Annotated in this window: 18 protein-coding genes and 1 riboswitch; of the genes, 10 read left to right on the top strand and 8 right to left on the bottom strand. The window is 52.5% G+C overall.

Annotated features, from left to right (window positions below; all coding sequences use genetic code 11):
* Positions 1–3 precede the first annotated feature (3 nt).
* Both AYJ59_RS08510 and AYJ59_RS08505 read left to right on the top strand, forming a co-directional pair.
* Positions 4–1,221, top strand: coding sequence for an ammonium transporter (locus tag AYJ59_RS08510; protein ID WP_127119864.1), 1,218 nt, complete (start codon positions 4–6; stop codon positions 1,219–1,221).
* Positions 1,222–1,424: 203 nt separating this feature from the next.
* A complete protein-coding gene (locus tag AYJ59_RS08505; RefSeq protein ID WP_029937809.1) occupies positions 1,425–3,812 on the top strand; it encodes a Lon protease family protein in 2,388 nt (795 codons plus the stop codon).
* A gap of 49 nt (positions 3,813–3,861) precedes the next feature.
* Here AYJ59_RS08505 and AYJ59_RS08500 read toward each other — a convergent pair whose 3' ends face one another.
* On the bottom strand, positions 3,862–4,401 hold the full coding sequence (locus tag AYJ59_RS08500; RefSeq protein WP_029937810.1) for a DUF2062 domain-containing protein: 540 nt from the start codon (positions 4,399–4,401) through the stop codon (positions 3,862–3,864).
* Between AYJ59_RS08500 and AYJ59_RS08495 the strand changes: the two genes are divergently transcribed.
* From AYJ59_RS08495 to AYJ59_RS08475, 5 genes are all read left to right on the top strand, one after another.
* Positions 4,402–6,882 (top strand): DNA internalization-related competence protein ComEC/Rec2, encoded by a 2,481-nt coding sequence (locus tag AYJ59_RS08495; RefSeq protein WP_127119863.1) that lies wholly within the window; start codon positions 4,402–4,404, stop codon positions 6,880–6,882. It abuts the gene before it with no gap.
* 63 nt (positions 6,883–6,945) lie between these two features.
* On the top strand, positions 6,946–7,953 hold the full coding sequence (gene lpxK, locus AYJ59_RS08490) for a tetraacyldisaccharide 4'-kinase (protein ID WP_127119862.1): 1,008 nt from the start codon (positions 6,946–6,948) through the stop codon (positions 7,951–7,953).
* Between the two features lie 54 nt (positions 7,954–8,007).
* Entirely contained in the window at positions 8,008–8,208 is a 201-nt protein-coding gene (locus AYJ59_RS08485; protein ID WP_029937813.1) for a Trm112 family protein, read from the top strand.
* A gap of 48 nt (positions 8,209–8,256) precedes the next feature.
* The gene (gene kdsB, locus AYJ59_RS08480; protein ID WP_127119861.1) at positions 8,257–9,030 is read left to right on the top strand and encodes a 3-deoxy-manno-octulosonate cytidylyltransferase; all 774 of its coding nucleotides are present in this window, start codon (positions 8,257–8,259) and stop codon (positions 9,028–9,030) included.
* A 3-nt stretch (positions 9,031–9,033) separates the two neighbouring features.
* Complete coding sequence (locus AYJ59_RS08475; RefSeq protein WP_127119860.1) at positions 9,034–9,252, top strand: hypothetical protein; 219 nt, start codon at positions 9,034–9,036, stop codon at positions 9,250–9,252.
* A gap of 9 nt (positions 9,253–9,261) precedes the next feature.
* Here AYJ59_RS08475 and AYJ59_RS08470 read toward each other — a convergent pair whose 3' ends face one another.
* From AYJ59_RS08470 to AYJ59_RS08440, 7 genes are all read right to left on the bottom strand, one after another.
* The gene (locus AYJ59_RS08470) at positions 9,262–10,134 is read right to left on the bottom strand and encodes a cobalamin-binding protein (protein ID WP_127119859.1); all 873 of its coding nucleotides are present in this window, start codon (positions 10,132–10,134) and stop codon (positions 9,262–9,264) included.
* Positions 10,134–10,751, bottom strand: a complete 618-nt coding sequence (cobO, locus tag AYJ59_RS08465; RefSeq protein WP_127119858.1) for a cob(I)yrinic acid a,c-diamide adenosyltransferase — start codon at positions 10,749–10,751, stop codon at positions 10,134–10,136. Before cobO ends, AYJ59_RS08470 begins: the two co-directional genes overlap by 1 nt.
* A complete protein-coding gene (locus AYJ59_RS08460) occupies positions 10,748–12,247 on the bottom strand; it encodes a cobyric acid synthase (protein WP_127119857.1) in 1,500 nt (499 codons plus the stop codon). Before AYJ59_RS08460 ends, cobO begins: the two co-directional genes overlap by 4 nt.
* Positions 12,248–12,250: 3 nt before the next feature.
* Complete coding sequence (locus AYJ59_RS08455) at positions 12,251–14,098, bottom strand: TonB-dependent receptor plug domain-containing protein (RefSeq protein ID WP_127119856.1); 1,848 nt, start codon at positions 14,096–14,098, stop codon at positions 12,251–12,253.
* 356 nt (positions 14,099–14,454) lie between these two features.
* A riboswitch (cobalamin riboswitch) is annotated at positions 14,455–14,673 on the bottom strand.
* Positions 14,674–14,897: 224 nt separating this feature from the next.
* Complete coding sequence (locus AYJ59_RS08450; RefSeq protein WP_237260307.1) at positions 14,898–15,425, bottom strand: DsrE/DsrF/DrsH-like family protein; 528 nt, start codon at positions 15,423–15,425, stop codon at positions 14,898–14,900.
* Between the two features lie 60 nt (positions 15,426–15,485).
* Positions 15,486–15,758 (bottom strand): hypothetical protein, encoded by a 273-nt coding sequence (locus AYJ59_RS08445; protein ID WP_237260306.1) that lies wholly within the window; start codon positions 15,756–15,758, stop codon positions 15,486–15,488.
* Between the two features lie 12 nt (positions 15,759–15,770).
* Entirely contained in the window at positions 15,771–16,202 is a 432-nt protein-coding gene (locus AYJ59_RS08440; protein WP_127119855.1) for a DUF1841 family protein, read from the bottom strand.
* A gap of 411 nt (positions 16,203–16,613) precedes the next feature.
* On the opposite strand from AYJ59_RS08440, the gene AYJ59_RS08435 reads away from it, so the two are divergent.
* From AYJ59_RS08435 to AYJ59_RS08425, 3 genes are read left to right on the top strand one after another with little or no spacing between them, the layout of a single operon-like run.
* Positions 16,614–17,171: a cytochrome b gene (locus AYJ59_RS08435; RefSeq protein WP_127119854.1), complete on the top strand. Its 558-nt coding sequence runs from the start codon at positions 16,614–16,616 to the stop codon at positions 17,169–17,171.
* Between the two features lie 21 nt (positions 17,172–17,192).
* Positions 17,193–18,623, top strand: coding sequence for an ATP-binding protein (locus AYJ59_RS08430; protein ID WP_237260305.1), 1,431 nt, complete (start codon positions 17,193–17,195; stop codon positions 18,621–18,623).
* Between the two features lie 13 nt (positions 18,624–18,636).
* Entirely contained in the window at positions 18,637–19,317 is a 681-nt protein-coding gene (locus AYJ59_RS08425) for a response regulator (protein WP_029937826.1), read from the top strand.
* Positions 19,318–19,606: the final 289 nt, after the last annotated feature.

Genomic DNA, 19,606 nt, shown 5'->3' with positions numbered 1-19,606 from the left:
GAAATGGAACAATTGACCACAAGTTTGGATGTGCTGTTCATTTTGCTGGGGGCGATTCTGGTGCTGTTCATGCACGCCGGGTTTGCCTTTTTGGAAGTGGGAACGGTTCAACATAAGAATCAGGTAAACGCGCTGGTGAAAATCATGACCGATTTGGGCGTATCGACCGTGGCGTATTTTTTCATCGGCTACGGAGTCGCTTACGGCGTGTTTCTGGGCTTTAACCTGGACGGTCAATTGACTCAGGCGATGACCGACAAATCCGGTTACGAGTTGGTAAAATTCTTCTTTCTGATGACGTTTGCGGCGGCGATTCCGGCCATCGTCTCAGGCGGGATTGCCGAGCGCGCCCGTTTCTATCCGGTCCTGTTGGCGACCTTTTTGACGGTGGCGTTCATTTATCCGTTGTTTGAAGGCATGGCCTGGAACGGTAACTTCGGCTTCCAGGCCTGGTTGGAATCGTCCTATGGCGCGCCTTTCCATGATTTTGCCGGTTCCATTGTCGTTCATGCGGTGGGCGGCTGGATTGCCCTGGCGGCGATTTTGATTCTCGGTGCCCGTCATAACCGATACAACGCCCAAGGCAAAATGCAACACGTTTATCCGCCCTCCAGTATTCCGTTTTTGGCGTTGGGCGCCTGGATTCTGTCGGTCGGCTGGTTCGGCTTTAATGTGATGTCGGCGCAAGCCGTCGAAGGCATTCAGGGCTTGGTGGCGATGAACTCTCTGATGGCGATGGTCGGCGGTATCCTGGCGGCGACGGTTATGGGCGATAAAGACCCGGGCTTTATTCATAACGGACCTTTGGCCGGTTTGGTCGCCATCTGCGCCGGTTCTGACGTGGTCAGCCCGTTGGGCGCGTTGGTCATCGGTTTGGTGGCCGGGGCTTTGTTTGTAAAAGCCTTTACCTGGACACAGAAAACCCTGAAAGTGGACGATGTGTTGGGGGTTTGGCCGTTGCACGGTTTGTGCGGCGTTTGGGGCGCGATTGCGGTGGGTATTTTCGGCAGCACTGCCTTGGGCGGCCTGGGCGGTGTGGCCATGATGTCGCAAATTCTCGGCACCTTGGCTGGTGTGGGTGTGGCTTTGATTGGCGGTTTCATCGTGTATTGGCTGGTCAATAAGTTGATGACGTTGCGCATGAGCGATGAAGACCAGTATCAAGGCGCGGATTTGTCGATTCATAAAATCCACGCCAATCCACCACGAGAAGAGTTTTAACGAGGCCATCAGCCGTCTTGAAATGCATTGTCTTGCAGAAAGACGGCGGCTTTTTCAAAAAACTCGGGCGTATCTTCTATAATAACGTTTATAGAAAGAATCTCGGCCTTTCAAGCGGGCGTTTCGTCTGAAACGCCCGCTTGTTTATATCAACCTACGGAAAGCCGTTTCATGCGGTGGGACCCATAATATAACTCACATCTATGCGTAAATTATCTGCACCTGAGCTGTACCGTTTTACTCAAATCAATTCCGAAGAATTTCACGTCAGCGAATCCGATACCAAGGAATTCATGCAACGCTTTCATCCGCGTGCATTTCAGTCGCTGAACTTTGGGTTGCATTTGAAGCGCAATCAGAACCATATCTTCATTATGGGCGAACCGGGGGTCGGGCGCATCGGCATGACCAAATCGATGTTGCGCGAAGCGGCCAAGCGAAAGGACATTCCGCAGGACGTTGTTTTGGTGTCGGATTTCAGCGAAGCCAATAAAACCCAGTACCTGTATTTCCAGGCCGGACATGGGCACGGTTTCAAACAGGCGGTGGAAGAGCTGATTACCCAGCTGAAAACCCAGTTGCCGGTGGTGTTTGACGGTCATGCCTATCAGTTAAAAAACCAGCAGTTGGAAAACGAGTTGGCCCAAAAACAGGAAAGTGCCTTGGAGCCGGCGCTGGATTTGGCGGAGTCCTTGAACATCGAAGTGCAGCAGAACGAAAATAACTTTGTTCTATTCGCGGTGGTGGAAGGCGAACGTTTGCGGATGGCGGACTTGAAAAAACTCGACGAACCGTTGCAACGTTATTTCATGGACGGTTTGGATCAGGTGGAAGAGGCCTTGAATAAAGGGTTGACCCATTTCCCATTCCTGCAACATGAATTCATGGACGCCGGCAAAAAACTGAATACTCAGGTGGCCAATGAACATTTGGAACCTTTGGTCGATTCCTTGAAAATGGAATTCGGTGAAAACCCGAAAATCAAAGACTATCTGGATTCGTTGAAAGAAGCGATTGTTTCCAAGCTGCATTTGTTCTGGGACCAGTCCGCCGAGCAGGTCACCAGCGCGGCGCAGACCTCGATGGAAGAATTGCTGGCGGAGCAGTCCGGCATGTCGGTGTTCGAGGTGAACCTGCTGATCGATCATTCCGGTTTAAAACACGCGCCGGTGATTTACGAGCAGAATGCGACCATGCCGAAACTGTTCGGTTACACCATCAATTCGGCCAGCGCCAATGCGACCGATACCTTGACTCTGGCGATGAACCATCAGGCCGGGTTATTGCAAAAAGCCAATGGCGGCTTTCTGATGTTGAGCGTGCAGTCGGTGTTGAAAGACCCGGAAATCTGGTCGCACCTGAAAGCGGCCTTGATGAGTAAGCGATTGACGTTTGAAATTCCGTCTTCCAGCAGTGTCGTGCCGTACCATTTACCGGATTATCCGTTGGATGTGACCTTGGTGTTGATTGGTCAGGCGCAGCATTTCTATGCGTTGCAGGAAATCGATGCGCAATTCAATCGTCTGTTCAAGGTGCAGGTGGAATTCGAGGTCGAGTTGGAGCGCACACCGGAGCATGAACTGGTGCTGGCGAAACAATTGGCTTCCGAGGTCGAGGCCTGGGAAGATTTGCCGGTGCGTCCGTCTGCGCTGGAGCGGTTGATTGAATACGCGTCTCGTTTGGTGGAATCGCAAGGGCGTCTGTACACCAATAAAGCCATTTTGCGCGATGTCCTGGCCGAAGCCAATGCGTTTGCCCGTGCCCATGATAAGGGCGAGGTGACCCGCGAAATTATCGAAGACACCATTCTGCAACGGGATTTCCATACCGGGTTGATGGAAGATTACTACCATCGTGCGATTATCGAAGAGCAAGTGTTGATTAAGGTATCCGGCCATCATGTCGGCATGGTCAACGGTTTGACCGTGTTGACGGTGGGGCGACAGTCTTTCGGACAGCCGGTGCGCATCACCGCTCAGGCTTCCGCTGGCGATGAAGGTGTGGTGGATATCGAGCGCGAAATCGAAATGGCGGGGCCGATTCATTCCAAAGGGATGTTGATTCTGTCCGGGTATGTGCGTGGTCGTTATATGAAGTTGAAGCCGCTCGGATTCAGTGCGTCCATCGTGATGGAGCAGACGTATGACGGTGTGGAGGGCGATAGTGCTTCTTCGGCAGAATTGCTGGCCTTGATTTCGTCTTTGTCACAAGTACCGTTACGCCAGGACATCGCGGTCACCGGCTCGGTCAACCAGTTCGGTGAAATCCAACCGATTGGCGGGGTGAACGAAAAGGTCGAAGGTTTTTTCAAAGTCTGTAAGGCCCGTGGTCTGACTGGGCAGCAGGGCGTCATCATTCCGGAAGCCAATACCAAGCACCTGATGCTGAACGCCGAAGTCCGCGGAGCGGTGGAAAAGGGCGATTTCCATGTGTATGCCATGAGCCATATTGACGATGCGCTGGGCTTGCTGGCCGATATGCCGGTGGGTGAGGAACGTGAAGACGGCACCTTCCCGGAAGGCAGTATCAATGCCCGAGTGATGAAATCATTGGAAAAAATGAACGAGAAGGATTCCGACCACCATCATTGAGGTGTTGGCCGTTGCGGAGCCGAATCGGCTTAGGCGGGCTAAGGTCGCCTCAGGATTCTTGCGCCGCTTTGGCGCGGCGTTGCTGCATGCGGCGTTCCCAGGAACGGCGTACATGAATTTTCCAGAATAAGTGCAGTCCGAAATAGCTGGTGACGGCGAGAACGGTGCCGACGGTGATGCTGCCGAGGTAAAGCGGTAGCCAGAGCTCGTCTAAGGTGGTGACAATCCAGTCCCAGCTCATTTCAAAATGCAGAGAGGCTTCGGCTTCGGTACCGAGTATCCAGGTGCCGACCAGGTAGTTGAAATAGAAAATCGGTGGCATGGTGAGTGGGTTACTGATCCAAACCAGTGCGACACTCAAGGGCAGGTTGGCACGAATCAGGATGGCGGTGATCGCAGAGGTCACCATTTGCGACGGAATGGGAATCGACATCCAGAAAAGACCGTTGGCAAACGCCTTGGCGGTGCTGTGGCGGTGAATGTGCCATAGGTTGGGATTTCCGATCCATTTCGCCAGAAACCCGAGTCCCTTCATGTTTTTGATTTTGTCAGGATTGGGCGCGTATTTTTTAAATATCTTCTTCGGCATATGTTTCGTTACTTCGTACTGGGTTTTGTCTGCTGTGTTTATGCCTTTTATCAGCTTGGGACCTTTCCGAGTGGCTGGTCGCTTGTCTGGCTATTTGCGGGATTGGTGTCTGGCTGGGCAATCTTTCGATTCGCTCGGTTGAAACAACCGGTCAATCACGTCCTTATAGCGGTTATCAGCCCTATTATTATAGGCCTTCTTTTTGGCTATATCTGGGTATTTTCACATTCTTTTTTGACAGACAGGTTACCAAACGCGATTTATTTTAAGCCGGTTACCGTCGTTGGAAAAGTGGTGGATCTGCCGCAGGTGACTGTGCTGACCGAAAAGGGGCAAGCTTCCCGTGTGAAGTTCCTGTTTGAGTTGCAACGTCTGACAGAGGACGATTCCCAATTCGACCAGGCCTGGTCGTTTTGGCAACCGACGGTTCAGTTGAGTTGGTATGACGCCGAAGCCGTGCCGAAAAGCGGTGAGGTCTGGCGTTTTCAAATTAAGTTAAAACCACGCCATGCCAGCCTGAATCCGGGGGCTTTCGATTACGAAACCTATCTATTCCAAAAAGGCGTGCAAGGCTATGGCTATGTGCTGGATAAAGGCGTCGCGCCGGTTCGACTGTCCGAGGCCGGTGTTTTCGGGTTGCGCAATGAGCTGGCGGATCATCTGCAGCGGCTGTTCGCCGAGTCCCCGTTTCAAGGGGTGTTTCAGGCGCTGATAGACGGCGATAAAAGCGATATCGGGGCTGAAGATTGGCGCATAATGCAACGTACCGGCACCATCCATTTGATGGCGATTTCCGGTTTACATATCGCCATTATCGCCGGTTTGGGATTTGCCTTGTTCGGTTGGATCTGGCGTTGGGGAATTCGTTGGGCGAATTGGGCATGGTGGTGGCACACGCCGAAAATCGTCTTTGCCAGTTGGGGCGGCATTCTGACGGCCACACTCTATATGGCGATGGCCGGTTTTTCGATTCCGACGCAGCGCGCCTGGTTGATGGTGGTGACAGTGCTGTTGTTCGTGTTGATTCGCCGAAAATTCCAGCCTTGGTCGGCGTTGGCACTCGCGGCGTTTTTGATTGTGCTGTGGCATCCGCCGTCAGTGTTGAGCCAGGGGTTCTGGTTATCCTTCACCGCAGTGGCGATTATTTTTGCCGTGTTGCGTTGGCCGACGGTGCAACGGGCGCCAGGCTGGCAAAAACTGCTGTGGATTCAACTGGGGTTGACCGTCGGGTTGGCGCCGGCATTGGGCGGGTATTATCACCAGATCGCTTTGGGCAGCTTTCTAGCCAATTTGCTGGCGGTGCCGTTTGTGAGTTTATTGGGGCTGCCGCTATTGTTTTTGACGGTGTTGGTCAGCTTTGTATCCGATACCGCAGCGCATGGGCTGATGTGGTTGAACGACCAGCTTTGGAGTGGATTATGGTGGGGGCTGAAATTCATCTCCGATCGGTTGGGGTTTTGGGTGGTCGGTCAGCTTCAGGTCTGGCAAATCGTGTTGTTATACGCGGTATTGTTCTGGATGGTCGGCGTGCGAATTTACGACGAACAGCGGCACAAATGGTTGGGCGGTGTGCTTTTAGTGGGAATGACGGTGGTTTTTCTGTGGCATCCGTTCAAACCGGTGTTGGCACCGGGCGAGTTTCGGGTGACGGTGTTGGACGTCGGGCAAGGACAGGCATTGGTGTTTGAAACCGAAACCGCCACTGTGGTGTATGATACCGGCGCGCGTTGGAGTGACAAAATGGACGGCGCGAAACTGGCGCTGTTACCCTATTTGAAATCGCAAAATCGTTCGACGGCGGAGCTGTTGATTGTCAGCCATTCCGATTCGGATCATGCCGGCGGCGTGGCGTCGTTATTGCAAGATGTGGCCGTAAAAGAAGCGGTGTCCGGCCAGGCTGAGGTGTTGAATCAAACACTGGAACAGGCGGTGTTTCAACCTTGCCGAAACGGCCAGGCCTGGTCATTTTCCGGTGTGCGGTTTGACATTCTGGCGCCGGCCGATTCTTTGCCGCAGCCGACAAACGATAACGATGCGTCCTGTGTGCTTCGGGTCACCAATGGTGCGGGAACCGTCTTGGTGCCGGGGGATTTGACCGAGCGTATGGAAAAACCGCTGGTGGCGGCCTATGAGGATGAGTTGCAGGCGGATTTGCTAGTGGCTGGGCACCACGGCAGCCGTACGTCGACGTCCCAGGCCTGGTTAAACGCAGTGTCACCGCAGGAGGTGGTGTTTTCCAGCGGTTTTGCCAATCGGTTTCATTTTCCAACCGAAACGGTGTTAAAGCGATTAGAGGCGCAGGGGATTACCTGGCGAAATACTGCCTGTCGCGGCGCGATTCAGTATAAAATAACCCTCGATTCCGAACGGATTCACCCGTCGTCTTTGCGCTTTGTGAACAGCGCACGGCAAGCACGTCCGCGTTGGTATGCCAACGAGTGCGAGGCGTTTGCCGAAACGCGTGATAAAGCCGGGCGATAAGGAAATGGCCTTAGGGTCAACGAACACAGATGAAAGCAAACCGATAACCTGAAAGGATACCCAATGAGCTGGCCGGATTTCTGGATGAAACCCCCGACACGATCTTGGAAAACGGCACTGTTGTGGCCGTTAAGCCAGTTGACGTGTGGCGTGGCCGCTTACCGTTTGTCGCGTTTTGTGCGCAAACCGCCGATTCGTCGCAGCCGGGCACAGGTGATTGTGGTCGGCAATATCGTGGTCGGGGGCACCGGTAAAACGCCGTTTATCCAATGGTTGGGGCGTGAGTTGAAAGCCCACGGTATCCGTTACGGCATCGTTAGCCGGGGGTATGGCGGGCAATCGCGCCATTGGCCGCAGTGGGTCACTGAGCATTCCGATCCGGCGATGGTGGGCGACGAGCCGGTATTGCTGGCGCATTCGTTGCAATGTCCGATTGCGGTGTCGCCAAACCGTCCTGAAGCCATTGCCTTGTTGGAATCGAAACATGAACTGGATGTGATTATCAGTGACGATGGCTTACAGCATTTCGCCATGGCGCGTGACATTGAAATTGTCTTGATGGACGCGCAACGTCTTCTCGGCAATGGTTTGTGTTTGCCCGCGGGGCCGTTACGGGAGCCGAAAAAGCGATTGGGCTTGGTGGATTATGTGGTCTGGAACGGCGGCGATGCGGCCGAACTTCAGGCCGATACCAGTACGGTGATGGAGTTGGTGCCGCATCAATTTCGCTTGGTGGCGAAGCCGGAAATGACCTTGCCGTTGCAGGCCTTTAAAGGCGACCGGGTGAATGCCGTGGCCGGTATCGGATCGCCGGAGCGTTTTTTCAGTACACTGGCGGACTTGGGTATCCAGGCGGACACGCAGGGCTTTGATGACCATCATGCTTTCCAACCGGATGATTTTGCCGCCTTCGAAAGTTCAAAACCCTTGCTTATGACCGAGAAAGATGCGGTAAAATGTCGGGCATTCGCACAGGCGAACTGGTGGTATCTCGAATTGCGCCCCAAATGCCCGGATGACTTTACGCATCGTCTGTTTCAACGGCTGGGGCATTATGATTTCACGATTTGAAACCTGCCGCCATTCAAGCCGACCGTTCATGCTTAAAAGAGGCTAAGAGATTTTATGGATCCGAAATTACTCGACATACTGGTTTGCCCGGTGACCAAAACTCACCTGCAGTTCGATAAGGACAAGCAGGAGTTGATTTCGACCGCCGCCAACCTGGCGTACCCGGTTCGCGACGGCATTCCGATTATGCTGGAAGAAGAAGCCCGCGAATTGACCCCGGAAGAAAAAGAACACTACATCAAATTGAAACGTTAATCCAAAGCTGAACGCTTTGCTTTGTTATTGAGAGACTCGCCGCAACCTATGTCGTTTACTGTCATTATTCCCGCCCGTTTTGAATCCTCCCGTTTGCCCGGAAAACCTTTGATGGAAATCAATGGTCGTCCAATGATTGCCTGGACCTGGATGCAGGCCAAGAAATCCGGTGCCGAACGCGTGGTTATCGCCACCGAGTGCGAACAGGTGCAAGCCGTGTGCGAAGGGTTCGGAGCGGAAGTCTGCCTAACGTCCGATCAACATCAGTCCGGCACCGAACGCATTGCCGAAGTGGTGACACAATTGGGTTTGTCGGAAAATGAGATTATCGTCAATGTTCAGGGCGACGAACCGATGTTGCCACCGGCGTTGATTCATCAAGTGGCGGCCGGGCTGGAAAGCCATCCGCATACTTTGATGGCGACGCTCTGTGAACCGATTGAGGACGTGGAAACCGTGTTTGACCCGCATGCGGTGAAGGTGATTCGCGATTGCCAGAATTTTGCGTTGAATTTCACGCGTGCGCCCATGCCGTGGTCACGTGATACCTTTGGCGCCGAGTCCAAGACCTTGCCCAACAATTGGGCCTATAAACGCCACATCGGTTTATACGCGTATCGTGCCGGATTTGTGAAACGATATGTGGAATGGCCGGAGTGTGACTTGGAACAGGTGGAAAAACTGGAGCAGCTTCGGGTGCTGTGGCACGGCGAGCGCATTCTGGTATTGGATGCGGAATGCGATGCCGGCATCGGTGTGGATACTGAAGCGGATTTGGTGCGGGTGCGTGCCAAAATGGCGTCAGCGGTTTTCGAGGCTTAACGCATGGGGAAGTTGCTGAATATTCTGACGGTGCTGGCGTTGATTTATTTCGTTTACTGGATGCTGAAACGTCATTTCCGACGTCGAAAACTGGCGTCGCAGGGCATTGAAATCAAGGACGAGGGCATTCGTCCCATCACTTTGTTCAGTATTGTCATGGTCGTCATGTACGCCGCTTACATGCTGTATTTCTTTTTTAGTCAAATGTCAGTCGATTCCTAACGTCGACTCTTAGTTATAACTCTTCAGCCCATAGGCCACCCGAGCCTTGTCCAATGTTTGGCACACCTCCGGCAAGGCGTTGATGAAGCGCGCCGTGGGGCGCTGTAACCAATCGCTGACCATCGGGTAAATTTGATGTTTCTCAACGGCGGTCAGGCCGGGGATTTTTTGCCAGGCCTGCTGCCAGAAGGTTTGTTTTTCCGGGTAACCGCCCAGCAGAATCACCTGCGGGTCGGCTTTCAAAATACTTTCCAAACTCACTTCGCCCGACAGGCTGGGCAGGTTTCCAAACACATTGCGGCCATGACAAAGTGCGATCCCTTGGCTGATAAACTGATCACGGTTGATGGTGATGTAAGGTTTGGCCCAAATTTGGTAAAAAACGCGAATTTCCGGCGCATTTTGATAGCGTGATTTCAGTGTGGCCAGGGTCTGTTCCAAGGCTTGCGCGGCGGGGATTGCCTGCGACTCGGTTCCGGCGCGTTGACCAATGGCGCGGATTTGGCGGGGAATATCCGACAGACGGTGAGTATCGGTTGTCCAGACGTTCAGGCCCAGTTGTTTGAGTTTGTCTAAATCTTTCATGCGATTGCCGGACTGCCAGGCCAGAATCAGGTCTGGCTTGAGGGCGACGATTTTCTCGATGTTCAAGTGGGCGAAGTTTCCGACTGACGGGAGTGTTTTGGCGGCGTCGGGGTAATCGGAATAGTCGATGACGCCGACCAGCTTGTCACCGGCTCCGGCGCTATAGACTTGCTCTGTCAGATGCGGTGCCAAGGAGATGATGCGTTGCGCACCGTCAGCCGCCCAAATAGACCCGGCCTGACCATAAATCAGAAGGCCGAACAGCAGGTGAATCCAGCTTGTGTGCCGCGAAAGCATCAGTAGTCGACGCCTTTTTGCGCTTTGATACCCGCGGTATAAGCGTGTTTTTCATCGCGAATCTCGGAAACGGTGTCGGCGATGTCGCGCAGTTCCGCCAGTGCGGACCGGCCGGTGACCACCAGATGTTGATTCTCCGGGCGGGCCAGAAGCGCATCCAGTACGGTGTCTTGATCGAGGTAGTCGTAACTGAGCAGGTAGGTGAGTTCGTCCAGTACCACCAAGTCGTAACGTGGGTTTGTGAGCATGCCCATCGCGACTTCCCAGCCTTTTTGGGAGGTGCGGATGTCCTGTTCACGGTTTTGGGTGTCCCAAGTGAACCCGTCGCCCAACACGTGCCATTCGCAATTGGGGTGGGCGCTGAAAAAAGCTTCTTCTCCGGTGTCGGTACGGCTTTTGATGAATTGGCACACGCCGACATTCAAGCCGTGGCCGAGCGCCCGGGCCACCATACCGAAAGCGGAGGTGGATTTGCCTTTGCCGTTGCCAGTGATGACGAGCAACACGCCTTTTTCGTCCCGAGCGCGGGCAATGGAAGCGTCGATTTGGGCTTTTTTACGTTCCATGCGAGTTTTGTGGTATTGGTTCCGCTTGTCGGTTGTGGCTGAGTGGGTCATGCTTTCTGTCCTAAGATACTGTCGATTTTTTCAATGTCCAAATGCTGTTCCAGTGTATCGGCCAGGCGGTTCAGTTGGGTTTCCCGGTGCTGGTCCAGATGAAAAATGGCGGCGTCGCGTAACCCTGCCCATTCTAACAGGCTTTTTTGGCCTTCGGGGTGGTCGAATAAACCGTGGCAATAGGTGGCGAGGATTTGGTTGTCTTTGGAAAGGGCGCCGTCCCTTAGACCGTATTCCCAGTTGAGGGCCGGTGCGTAACCGCTGAAATCAGTTTCTCCTTGATGGATTTCATAACCGGAAATCGGGGCCTTGGACCCGAAATTCAAATGACCCGAATGGCGTTTCAACTGTTTGCGCGGTTTCAAGATGGTTTCGTACTGGAAGCAGCCGAAACCGTTTATTTCCGTTTGGGTGGATTCCAGTTGGTCCGGGTCGTGAATTTTATAGCCCAACATTTGCAATCCGCCGCAGAGGCCGATGACTTTACCGCCATAGCGTAGGTGGCGTTTGAGGGCGTTTTCCCAGCCTTGTTGTTTGAGCCAGGCCAGGTCAAACGCCACGTTTTTGCTGCCGGGCAGAATCATCAGGTCGGCAGGGGGAATGGCTTCATTGTGCTTGATCCATTGAAAGTCGATGTCCGGGTGCCATTGCAGTGGGTCCATGTCGGTATGATTGGAGATGTGCGGCAAGAGCGGGCAGATGACGTTGAACCTGTGATTGGCCGAATCTTGAATATCACCAGGCCTGGTGGTTTTTGTGTCGGTGACATCGGCCACAGCAATGGCGTCTTCGGCATCGAGTTTTAAGTCGTGCAGATAGGGCAGGACGCCGAGCACCGGTTTTCGGGTGCGTTTTTCGAGCCAGTCGAGTCCGTCCTGTAACAGGGCGATGTCACCGCGGAAGCGGTTGATGACAAAACCTTGGATGCGTTTCCTTTCAGAAGGTGTCAGACACGCCAGCGTTCCGACGATGTGGGCGAACACACCGCCTTTGTCAATGTCGGCGATGAGAATGACCGGGCAATCGACCTGTTCGGCAAAGCCCATATTGGCGATATCGCCTTGCCGAAGATTGACTTCGGCCGGGCTGCCGGCGCCTTCGACAAATAGGGTGTCGTATTGGTCGGACAACTTTTGAAAGGAATCCCAAACCGCGTTGGCGGCCCGGGGTTTGTAGCGATGGTAGTCTTGCGCGTTGAGCTGGCCGATGGCTTGCCCTTGCAGGATGACTTGAGCGCCGGTATCGCTGTTGGGTTTCAGCAATATCGGGTTCATGTGTACCGATAAGGGGGCACCGGCCGCTTGGGCTTGCAATGCCTGGGCACGGCCGATTTCGCCACCGTCTTCCGTGACGGCACTGTTCAAAGCCATATTCTGCGGCTTGAACGGAGCGATTTGATGGCCGCGCCGGGCATAGAGGCGGCACAATCCGGCGACCAGCGTGCTTTTGCCGGCATCGGAGGTGCAACCTTGAACCATCAAACAGCGCGCGGACATCGGCTAGAAAGTCCCTCGCAAACCGAACGACACTTGTGTGCCGCCATTGCCATAGACATAGGCGGGCGTGGTGCCGTCACTTTCGTAACTGGCCACGGCACTGGTGTAATCGTCGTCGAACAGGTTCAAGACTTTTCCGTACAGGGTGAAGTGGTTGTTCAGGGCGTAGTCGGCGGTGAGGTCGGTGACGAAGTATTCGCCGATTTGAGCGCCTTGTCTATCCACTTTGTCGTACATGGTACCGATGTAACGTGTTTCCCATCCCAGATGTAACCCGGCCAAACTGTAGTTGTCGATTTGCAATGACGCTTGTTGTTCCGGACGGTGGCTGAGCCATTGGTCGTCGTCGTTTTTGGCGCTCTGGTAGGTGTAACCGAGTTTTAAGTCGGTGTGAATGGCGGTAATATCGGTTTGGTAGGACGCTTCCACGCCGTTGAATTTCGATTTACCGGACAGGTTCTCGTAGTAATCGTTTGGCCAGGTGCCGCCGTAGTTGATGAGGTTTTTGGTTTCGGTTTGGTAATAGGTCACTTCCAATCCGTAAGCGCCCAGAGTGATGTCGTAGGCTTCGGTTTCTTCCGGTTGCAGGTCGTGAGTGGCACCGTAGGTCACTTGATAGAGTGTGGGGGCGTTATAGGCCGTTCCAACGTTAGCGCTGGCGTAGATGTCCGCGGTAAAGTAGTTTTTAATGCCGACCTTTCCGGTGACTTTGTTGTCGAATTTACTGAATTCGTCATAACGCAAGGCTTCGGTAATGATCAGACGGTTGCCGTTGAATTGGTTGGTGTTATTCAGCGCCACGCCGGTGTTGTAATAACGGCTGGTGTCGCCCGAGGAACTGTTGGTGCCTTCGAATTCCTTGGAGGTCAGGCTGGCGGCCAGCCGTTGATTGGCGGCGTATTCATAATGGCCTTTGGCACCGTATTCGGTGAGCTGGCCGTCATTATATTGGTCGATTTCGTTTTCCAGCCAGTAGACCGACGCGTTGAGGTCATTTTGCTCGTATTGATAGCTCAATTTTTTGATGGTGTTGCTGTAGTCGCTTTCATAAAAGGTGCCGGCCGCATCCGGGTTGGTGCTGCTGTCGTATTGACTGGAAGAGCTGGTGTTTTTCAAAAAGGCTTCCAGACGATGACCAGCCACCGGTTTGAGGCCGATTTTCATGGAAACGTCGGTTTGTTGGAAGGCGTCGTCTTCCAAACCGTCGTTGGAATGGTGATATGGACGAACCGCCGAGAAGCCATCGGTGGAAAGGTCTGACAACGTGAAGAGGAAGTCGGCTTTATCGCTGGAAGCCCCCAAGACCGTATTCAAACGTTGGGTATTGTAAGTGCCGCCTTCCAGACTGAATTGCGCCACGTTTTGCGCTTGACGGGTGACGATATTGATGACGCCGGCCGAGGCATTGGCACCCCACACACCGGATTGCGGACCTTTGATCACTTCAATGCGTTCCACATCGCCCAACAGCAAGGAGGAAATAATGGCCCCGCCAGTGCCCATCGGGTTGGTCATTTCAATGCCGTCCACCATAATCAAGGTGGCGTTATTACTTTGACCACGCATGAAGATGGAGGTGGCTGTGCCATAGCCGCCATTGCTTTTGACGGTAACGCCCGGCACGGTTTTCAGCGCTTGGGCCAGGGTTTTATATTGTTTTTCTTCGATTTCCTGTCGGGTAATGACATCGTAATCGGCGGTGACCGAATGAGCGCTTTGGTCGGTGTTGTTGGCGGACACGATGATTTTATCGAGCGATTGAGTTTCGGCCGCCTGTAGTTGGCCGGCGCATAGCACGGAAGCCAGGCCAATCGAAATTGGACTGAGTTTGCATGTTACTTTAGGGGTCATGGAAAGTTCCTTCGTTTGGATCAGAACCCGAATATTCCACAAATTTACACTGACCTTGCTGGTTCCTTGATTCCACAAGCAATATTTCTTCAGTCGGTCGTAATCATTGATACGACACTTCTTCAGAAATTTCCTTGTGAAGCCAATGTCCTGCGCAATCTCAGCACAAATTCATGAAACATTCGGGTTTGAAATCTCTTTAAGGAGATTTCTAATAACGAAGGCAAAACGGTTTACGGCGGCCGCATCAGACGGGTTGCCGTAAAAACAGATAAAGGGTCGTTGCTAAAGGAGCATTGCGAACGAAGCCTTGAAATACCTGCCGTATTGCCCACCGCAATCGGTTTGGTGACATCTTTGTCGTTTACTGTCAGGCCGGTATCCGGGCTGAAGAGCAATTCGCAGACGCCTTCTCAAAGCAATGCTTCAATGGCATGGGGTCTGGTTTTCTCTATCACCGTTGCGGGGGCAGCACTGGATTGGAAGATCACTTCAACGTGAGCTTCGCACCAGTTTCCCGTTTAACGCGTCGCCATCCATGCGAATGGCCGCGCACCTGAAGGGCAAATATTAAAAGGTTTGATGCGGTTTATCAATTAAATTTAATTCAAGCTTGTATGAGAGAGCTTTACACGAGATAGATACACGGGTAAAAATGGCTAAAATCCGTCTGATTTTTGTTGAAAAACTGGCTAATAGCTCGCTATTAGCTGCGTTTTCCGCCTCAATCAGCCAAATTTTCTCTCATTTTTTCTTCGCGTCCTACTCGTGCAAAGCTCTATATGAATGAAATTCAACATTAGATGAACAGACTTTGTTCTTGCGGGGTTTGTGCAAAATAGGTGGCGGCGCCGGCAAATTCCAAACCGTCGATTAAGTCTTCCGGCTGATAGCCGAGCAGTTCCATGCTCATCTGGCAGACGGTGAATTTGACGCCAAGTTCCTGGCAGAGGGCGCGCATTTCATCGAAAGGCAATTGGCCGTGTTTCTGCAGGGTGCGGTGAAACATCCAGGTGGCGGCGCTTGTCATGCCGGGCAGCGACCAGACGATGTCCGGTAGAAAGCGCCAGTCAACGGTTTGCAGCCAATTGGGCCCGATGGGGCTTTTCAACGGCATGCCGGGGTTGCCGACCGGAGATACTTTGAGGCGGGCGGTGTCTTTCAACAGGCAGTTGATGCCGTAGAAGGTGAAGAAGATTTCCACGTCTTTGCCCATGGCCACCGCGCTGCTGGCAAGAATCATCGGCGGGTAAGACCAATCCAAAGAACCTTTGGATTGAATGATGCTGAAACTCGCCGTGTCAGGCATTGCATTTGTGTCGGTCATGGGAACATCCTTGTGCGTTGTCTTAAAAATAGCCAGGCCTGGCCGTTTTAGGAACTTCTGTTAGGAATCGCTCGGTTTCTGCTCGTCGGATGGGGACAGCATTTTTTGCGTCAAACGATAAGACAACCACAAGGCGGGCAGAACGATAACGAGCGTGAACAGCGCCGACATCAAGCTTTCCTGCGGTGTGGAGTCTTGAAGGTGGGTGACGATGCCGACGACGAGGGCAATGAGTATCGCATTGCGTAGGGCACGTCTCAAAGGCGGCTGGCGCGACGGTTCGAAACGGCTTTTGGCCGGTACGGTTTCCTGTGGTTTGGCATCGTTTGACATAAGCGCTCCCAATTAGGATTTCAGTAAATTTTGCAAACAGCTTAAATAAGCGTCTTCATCCGGCATGCCCTGGTTTTGTTGGGCCTGCCAAAGCGCTTCGCCCAAGCAGTCCATCATGGCGTGTTCGGTGTCGTGAACATCGCCCAGTTGTTCACCGAGTTGCCGGTAAACGGCTTGAATACCGGCCGGGCGATCCAAGGCCACCTGCTCCTGCAGCGCCAAATGCATGCCCATGTGCAGAAACGGGTTGGTTTCGCCCATTTCCGGCAGGTAATCGTTGCCCAGATGTTTCTCGTTGTTGAGCATGGCATGGTATTCCGGGTGCATTTCTATCACCCGGGCCACACGGGTTTCCATGGCGTCCAAGGGGTCGTTTTGGGTAGCTTTACGCCAGGTGTCGGCGTAAAACTGGCGCATTTTGTCGCGTTCGGTGGTATAAAACATGGTCGAAAAAAGTTTGATTTCAATGAAGCATAGTGTACCGAAAACGACTTTTGTTCGGAACGGTTTTTGAGTTTTTTAGAAGACTGTACGGAAAGCCGCCAGGCCTGAGCGGCGGTGTGGGCGCGGCTTCATACTCTTTGCACATTTATGTAACAATCGAAACCTATACTGATGATTCGAAATAATCGCGTAAAATACAACGATAACCCAATTTAATCCTTCTAGAGAGCTTTGCACGGATGAGACGCGAGCTAAAAATGAGATAAAATTTGTCTAATCAAGACGGAAAACGCAGCGAATAGCAAGCTATTCGCAAGTTTTTCAACGACGAGAAGGCGGATTTTAGCCATTTTTAGCCGTGAAATCATTTCGAGCAAGGCTCTCTTCTAACATCATTCGGAGAGAGAATAGATGAGCATGAAAAATTCGGCGGACGCCTATGGTTTAGTGACTCGAGCCAACCATTGGATCAGTGGACTGTTATTTATTGGCTTGATCGCTTTGGGAATTTACATGGCCGGACTGCCGAAGTCGCCGGGGAAATTCGAACTGTATGACATTCATAAGGCCTTGGGGGTGATTCTGCTTGGGCTGGTGGTGATCCGTTTGGTTTGGTTGAAGGTCTCGCCAAACCCGGCGGTAATTGCCTCGAAACGTTCCGAAGAAGTGTTGGCGCATATCGTTCGCGGTTTTTTGTACCTCGGTTTGATTTTGATGCCGTTGTCCGGTTGGATGATGTCCAATGCCGGCGGACATGAAGTGTCGGTCTTCGGTTGGTTCACCATGCCGCAAATCGTACCGGAAAACGAAACCATCGGCGGAATCGCCAAAGCAGTGCACGCCATCGCCGGGCAATTCATTTTGCCAGCAGCGATTTTGTTGCACATTGCCGGCGCCTTGAAACATCACTTTGTGTACAAGGATGCCACCTTGACGCGTATGTTGGGGCGTAAAGCGCCGCAAAAATAAGCGTGTTCTAGCATGTTTCCGATGAAGATTTCTTTAAGATTTAAACTGATTCTGGTGTTGCTGAGCTTCGGGTTTCTGATGCTCGGTGCGATGGTGTGGAGCAACCAGTATTTGTTGCATGACACCATGGTCAAATACGTCGATAAACGTGACCAGTTGCGTTTGGAACGTTTGAAAAACAACATCGAAGTCTATATGGACGAAAAAGGCATCTTCGACACCAAAGACATTGATTTGGGTGTCTGGCAACGTTTGCTGACGGCCTCGCACCGGGTGGATTTGACACATACCTATATTCCGATGGACATTCTGTTGGAGCGTGAATACCCGACCTTGCTGAAAATTCATCCCGATGAATTCGAAAGCCGCGTCAGTTTGATGAGTAAGGACGGCGAGCTGATTGTCGGGCCGCCGCCGACGGAAAACGGAATGGTGGAGTGTATCCGGGTGGATCGCGAGGAAGCGGGGCACCTGGGGTACAACCACCGTAAAGAGTTGACCGATAAGTCGGATATTGAGTTTGCGCAAAACCAGTCCTTTATTTTTACTTGGGGTGCCATTCTGGTCACCCTTTTGGCTCTGTTGTTTCTGTTACCGTTCGCCAGCCATTTCCTGATACCGATTCGGAAAATCACACGCGGGATGCGCCGTCTGTCGCAAGGGCATTTCTCGACGCGGTTGAAACAAAACCGTTCCGACGAATTGGGGCAACTTCAGCAGGACTTCAACCATTTGGCGGCGACCTTGGAGCAAAGTAAGCAAAGTCGTAATCAGTGGATTGCGGATATTTCCCATGAACTGCGGACGCCTTTGACGGTGTTGCAAGGCAGTTTGGAAGCCATCAAAGACGGTATTCGTCCGGCAACGGAACGTAATCTCCAGCAAATCTATGAAGAGGTGATGTTGTTGAACCGCTTGGTGGATGACCTTTATCAGGTGACCTTGAATGATGTCGGTGGTTTGCACTACAAAATGAACCGGGTGTCCTTCAAGGAAATCTTGTCGCGTTCGCTGGAAACCGTGGAAGGTGCCATTCAGGAGAAGGGCTTGAAACTGTCCTTGACCTTGCCGGCGGATAAGTGTGAAATCAACGGGGATGAATCCCGCTTGCAGCAGATGATTACCAATTTGCTGTTGAACAGCATCGCTTATACGGATGCGGTGCAAGCTGATAAAGATCAACAGCCGGGGCAAATCGATGTGGCGCTGATTTGCGACGCCAAACATGTGCAGTTGGACATCACCGATTCGGTTCCGACCGTTGAACCGGACGATTTGACGCATCTGTTTGAACGTCTGTTCCGAACCGAAGGGTCACGCAGTCGTCGGCACGGTGGGGCGGGCCTTGGATTGGCGATTGTTCAGCAAATTGTTCAGGCGCACCAGGGCGAGGTATCGGCCAGTCAATCCGAGCTGGGCGGCATCAAAGTAACGGTACGTTTACCGCTTTAAAAAAGGAAACAACATGACAGCACAAACGGTTCTCGTGGTGGAAGATGAAATCAAAATCGCCAATATCGTGCAGGAATACCTTGAAGACAGCGGTTTTAAGGTAAAGGTGATTGACAATGGTTTGGACGTCGTGGATTGGGTGAAAAAGCATTCGGTGGACTTGGTGTTGTTGGATGTCATGTTGCCGGGCAAAGACGGCTTGCAAATCTGTAAAGAAGTGCGCGCCTTCAGCCAAGTGCCCATTATTATGCTGACGGCCAAGGTGGAAGAAATCGATCGGATTCTCGGTTTGGAACTGGGAGCAGACGATTATGTGTGTAAACCTTTCAGCCCTCGGGAACTGCTGGCGCGGGTTAAGGCCCTGCTTCGGCGCAGTGCGAACCATAATGAACACTTGAACGACGACATCTGGCAGATGGACGAGGAACGTTATCAAGTGCGTTATCAAGGCAAGACGGTAGGGTTGTCATTGGTGGAGTTTGCGATTTTGAAGCTATTGAGCGAGTCGCCCGGCCGTATTTATTCCCGCACCCAATTGATCGGCAGTATCTATCCGGATAATCGTGTGGTGTCGGATCGGACCGTTGACAGCCACATCAAGAAACTGCGTCATAAGCTGGCCGAAGAGTTGACCGATAAGGAGTTGATTCACTCGGTATACGGCGTGGGCTATAAGTTCGAAATGCTGGCGTGATTTTTGGTCTGAAAAAACGTTTAAGTATTGTTGCGAAAATAAGGGCATCTCGATTAACCCCGAATAAAATTCTGCGGGACTTAAAGGCTACTTATTCTAGGCGCGACTCGCCGGCCTTAGTCATTCTATGGCTAAGAGTCGTAACAACGAAGAAGTGGTCTTTAAGTCCCGCCCGAAGGGGCTTGGCCAAGTTCGCCAGTTCTGCGTTGTGAACGTTTGCAAGGTCTAGACATTCCTTCACGTTCACGCCTTGATCTGACAAACTTGGCGTTGCCAGAATTCATTGGGG

This window comes from Thiomicrospira sp. S5, from assembly GCF_003991075.1.
Lineage (GTDB): Bacteria > Pseudomonadota > Gammaproteobacteria > Thiomicrospirales > Thiomicrospiraceae > Hydrogenovibrio > Hydrogenovibrio thermophilus.
The sequence above is the reverse complement of the archived record's forward strand: the minus strand, read 5'-3'. Positions and strand labels throughout refer to the sequence as shown.

Bases quoted from the DNA above. Each gene is read 5' to 3' on its own strand.
- kdsB (WP_127119861.1), top strand. From the start codon at position 8,257: ATGTCGTTTACTGTCATTATTCCCGCCCGTTTTGAATCCTCCCGTTTG.
- AYJ59_RS08475 (WP_127119860.1), top strand. From the start codon at position 9,034: ATGGGGAAGTTGCTGAATATTCTGACGGTGCTGGCGTTGATTTATTTC.
- AYJ59_RS08495 (WP_127119863.1), top strand. From the start codon at position 4,402: ATGTTTCGTTACTTCGTACTGGGTTTTGTCTGCTGTGTTTATGCCTTT.
- AYJ59_RS08455 (WP_127119856.1), bottom strand. From the start codon at position 14,098: ATGACCCCTAAAGTAACATGCAAACTCAGTCCAATTTCGATTGGCCTG.
- lpxK (WP_127119862.1), top strand. From the start codon at position 6,946: ATGAGCTGGCCGGATTTCTGGATGAAACCCCCGACACGATCTTGGAAA.
- AYJ59_RS08435 (WP_127119854.1), top strand. From the start codon at position 16,614: ATGAGCATGAAAAATTCGGCGGACGCCTATGGTTTAGTGACTCGAGCC.
- AYJ59_RS08445 (WP_237260306.1), bottom strand. From the start codon at position 15,758: ATGTCAAACGATGCCAAACCACAGGAAACCGTACCGGCCAAAAGCCGT.
- AYJ59_RS08430 (WP_237260305.1), top strand. From the start codon at position 17,193: ATGAAGATTTCTTTAAGATTTAAACTGATTCTGGTGTTGCTGAGCTTC.
- AYJ59_RS08500 (WP_029937810.1), bottom strand. From the start codon at position 4,401: ATGCCGAAGAAGATATTTAAAAAATACGCGCCCAATCCTGACAAAATC.
- AYJ59_RS08510 (WP_127119864.1), top strand. From the start codon at position 4: ATGGAACAATTGACCACAAGTTTGGATGTGCTGTTCATTTTGCTGGGG.
- AYJ59_RS08460 (WP_127119857.1), bottom strand. From the start codon at position 12,247: ATGTCCGCGCGCTGTTTGATGGTTCAAGGTTGCACCTCCGATGCCGGC.
- AYJ59_RS08425 (WP_029937826.1), top strand. From the start codon at position 18,637: ATGACAGCACAAACGGTTCTCGTGGTGGAAGATGAAATCAAAATCGCC.
- AYJ59_RS08440 (WP_127119855.1), bottom strand. From the start codon at position 16,202: ATGTTTTATACCACCGAACGCGACAAAATGCGCCAGTTTTACGCCGAC.
- AYJ59_RS08485 (WP_029937813.1), top strand. From the start codon at position 8,008: ATGGATCCGAAATTACTCGACATACTGGTTTGCCCGGTGACCAAAACT.
- AYJ59_RS08470 (WP_127119859.1), bottom strand. From the start codon at position 10,134: ATGCTTTCGCGGCACACAAGCTGGATTCACCTGCTGTTCGGCCTTCTG.
- AYJ59_RS08450 (WP_237260307.1), bottom strand. From the start codon at position 15,425: ATGACCGACACAAATGCAATGCCTGACACGGCGAGTTTCAGCATCATT.
- AYJ59_RS08505 (WP_029937809.1), top strand. From the start codon at position 1,425: ATGCGTAAATTATCTGCACCTGAGCTGTACCGTTTTACTCAAATCAAT.
- cobO (WP_127119858.1), bottom strand. From the start codon at position 10,751: ATGACCCACTCAGCCACAACCGACAAGCGGAACCAATACCACAAAACT.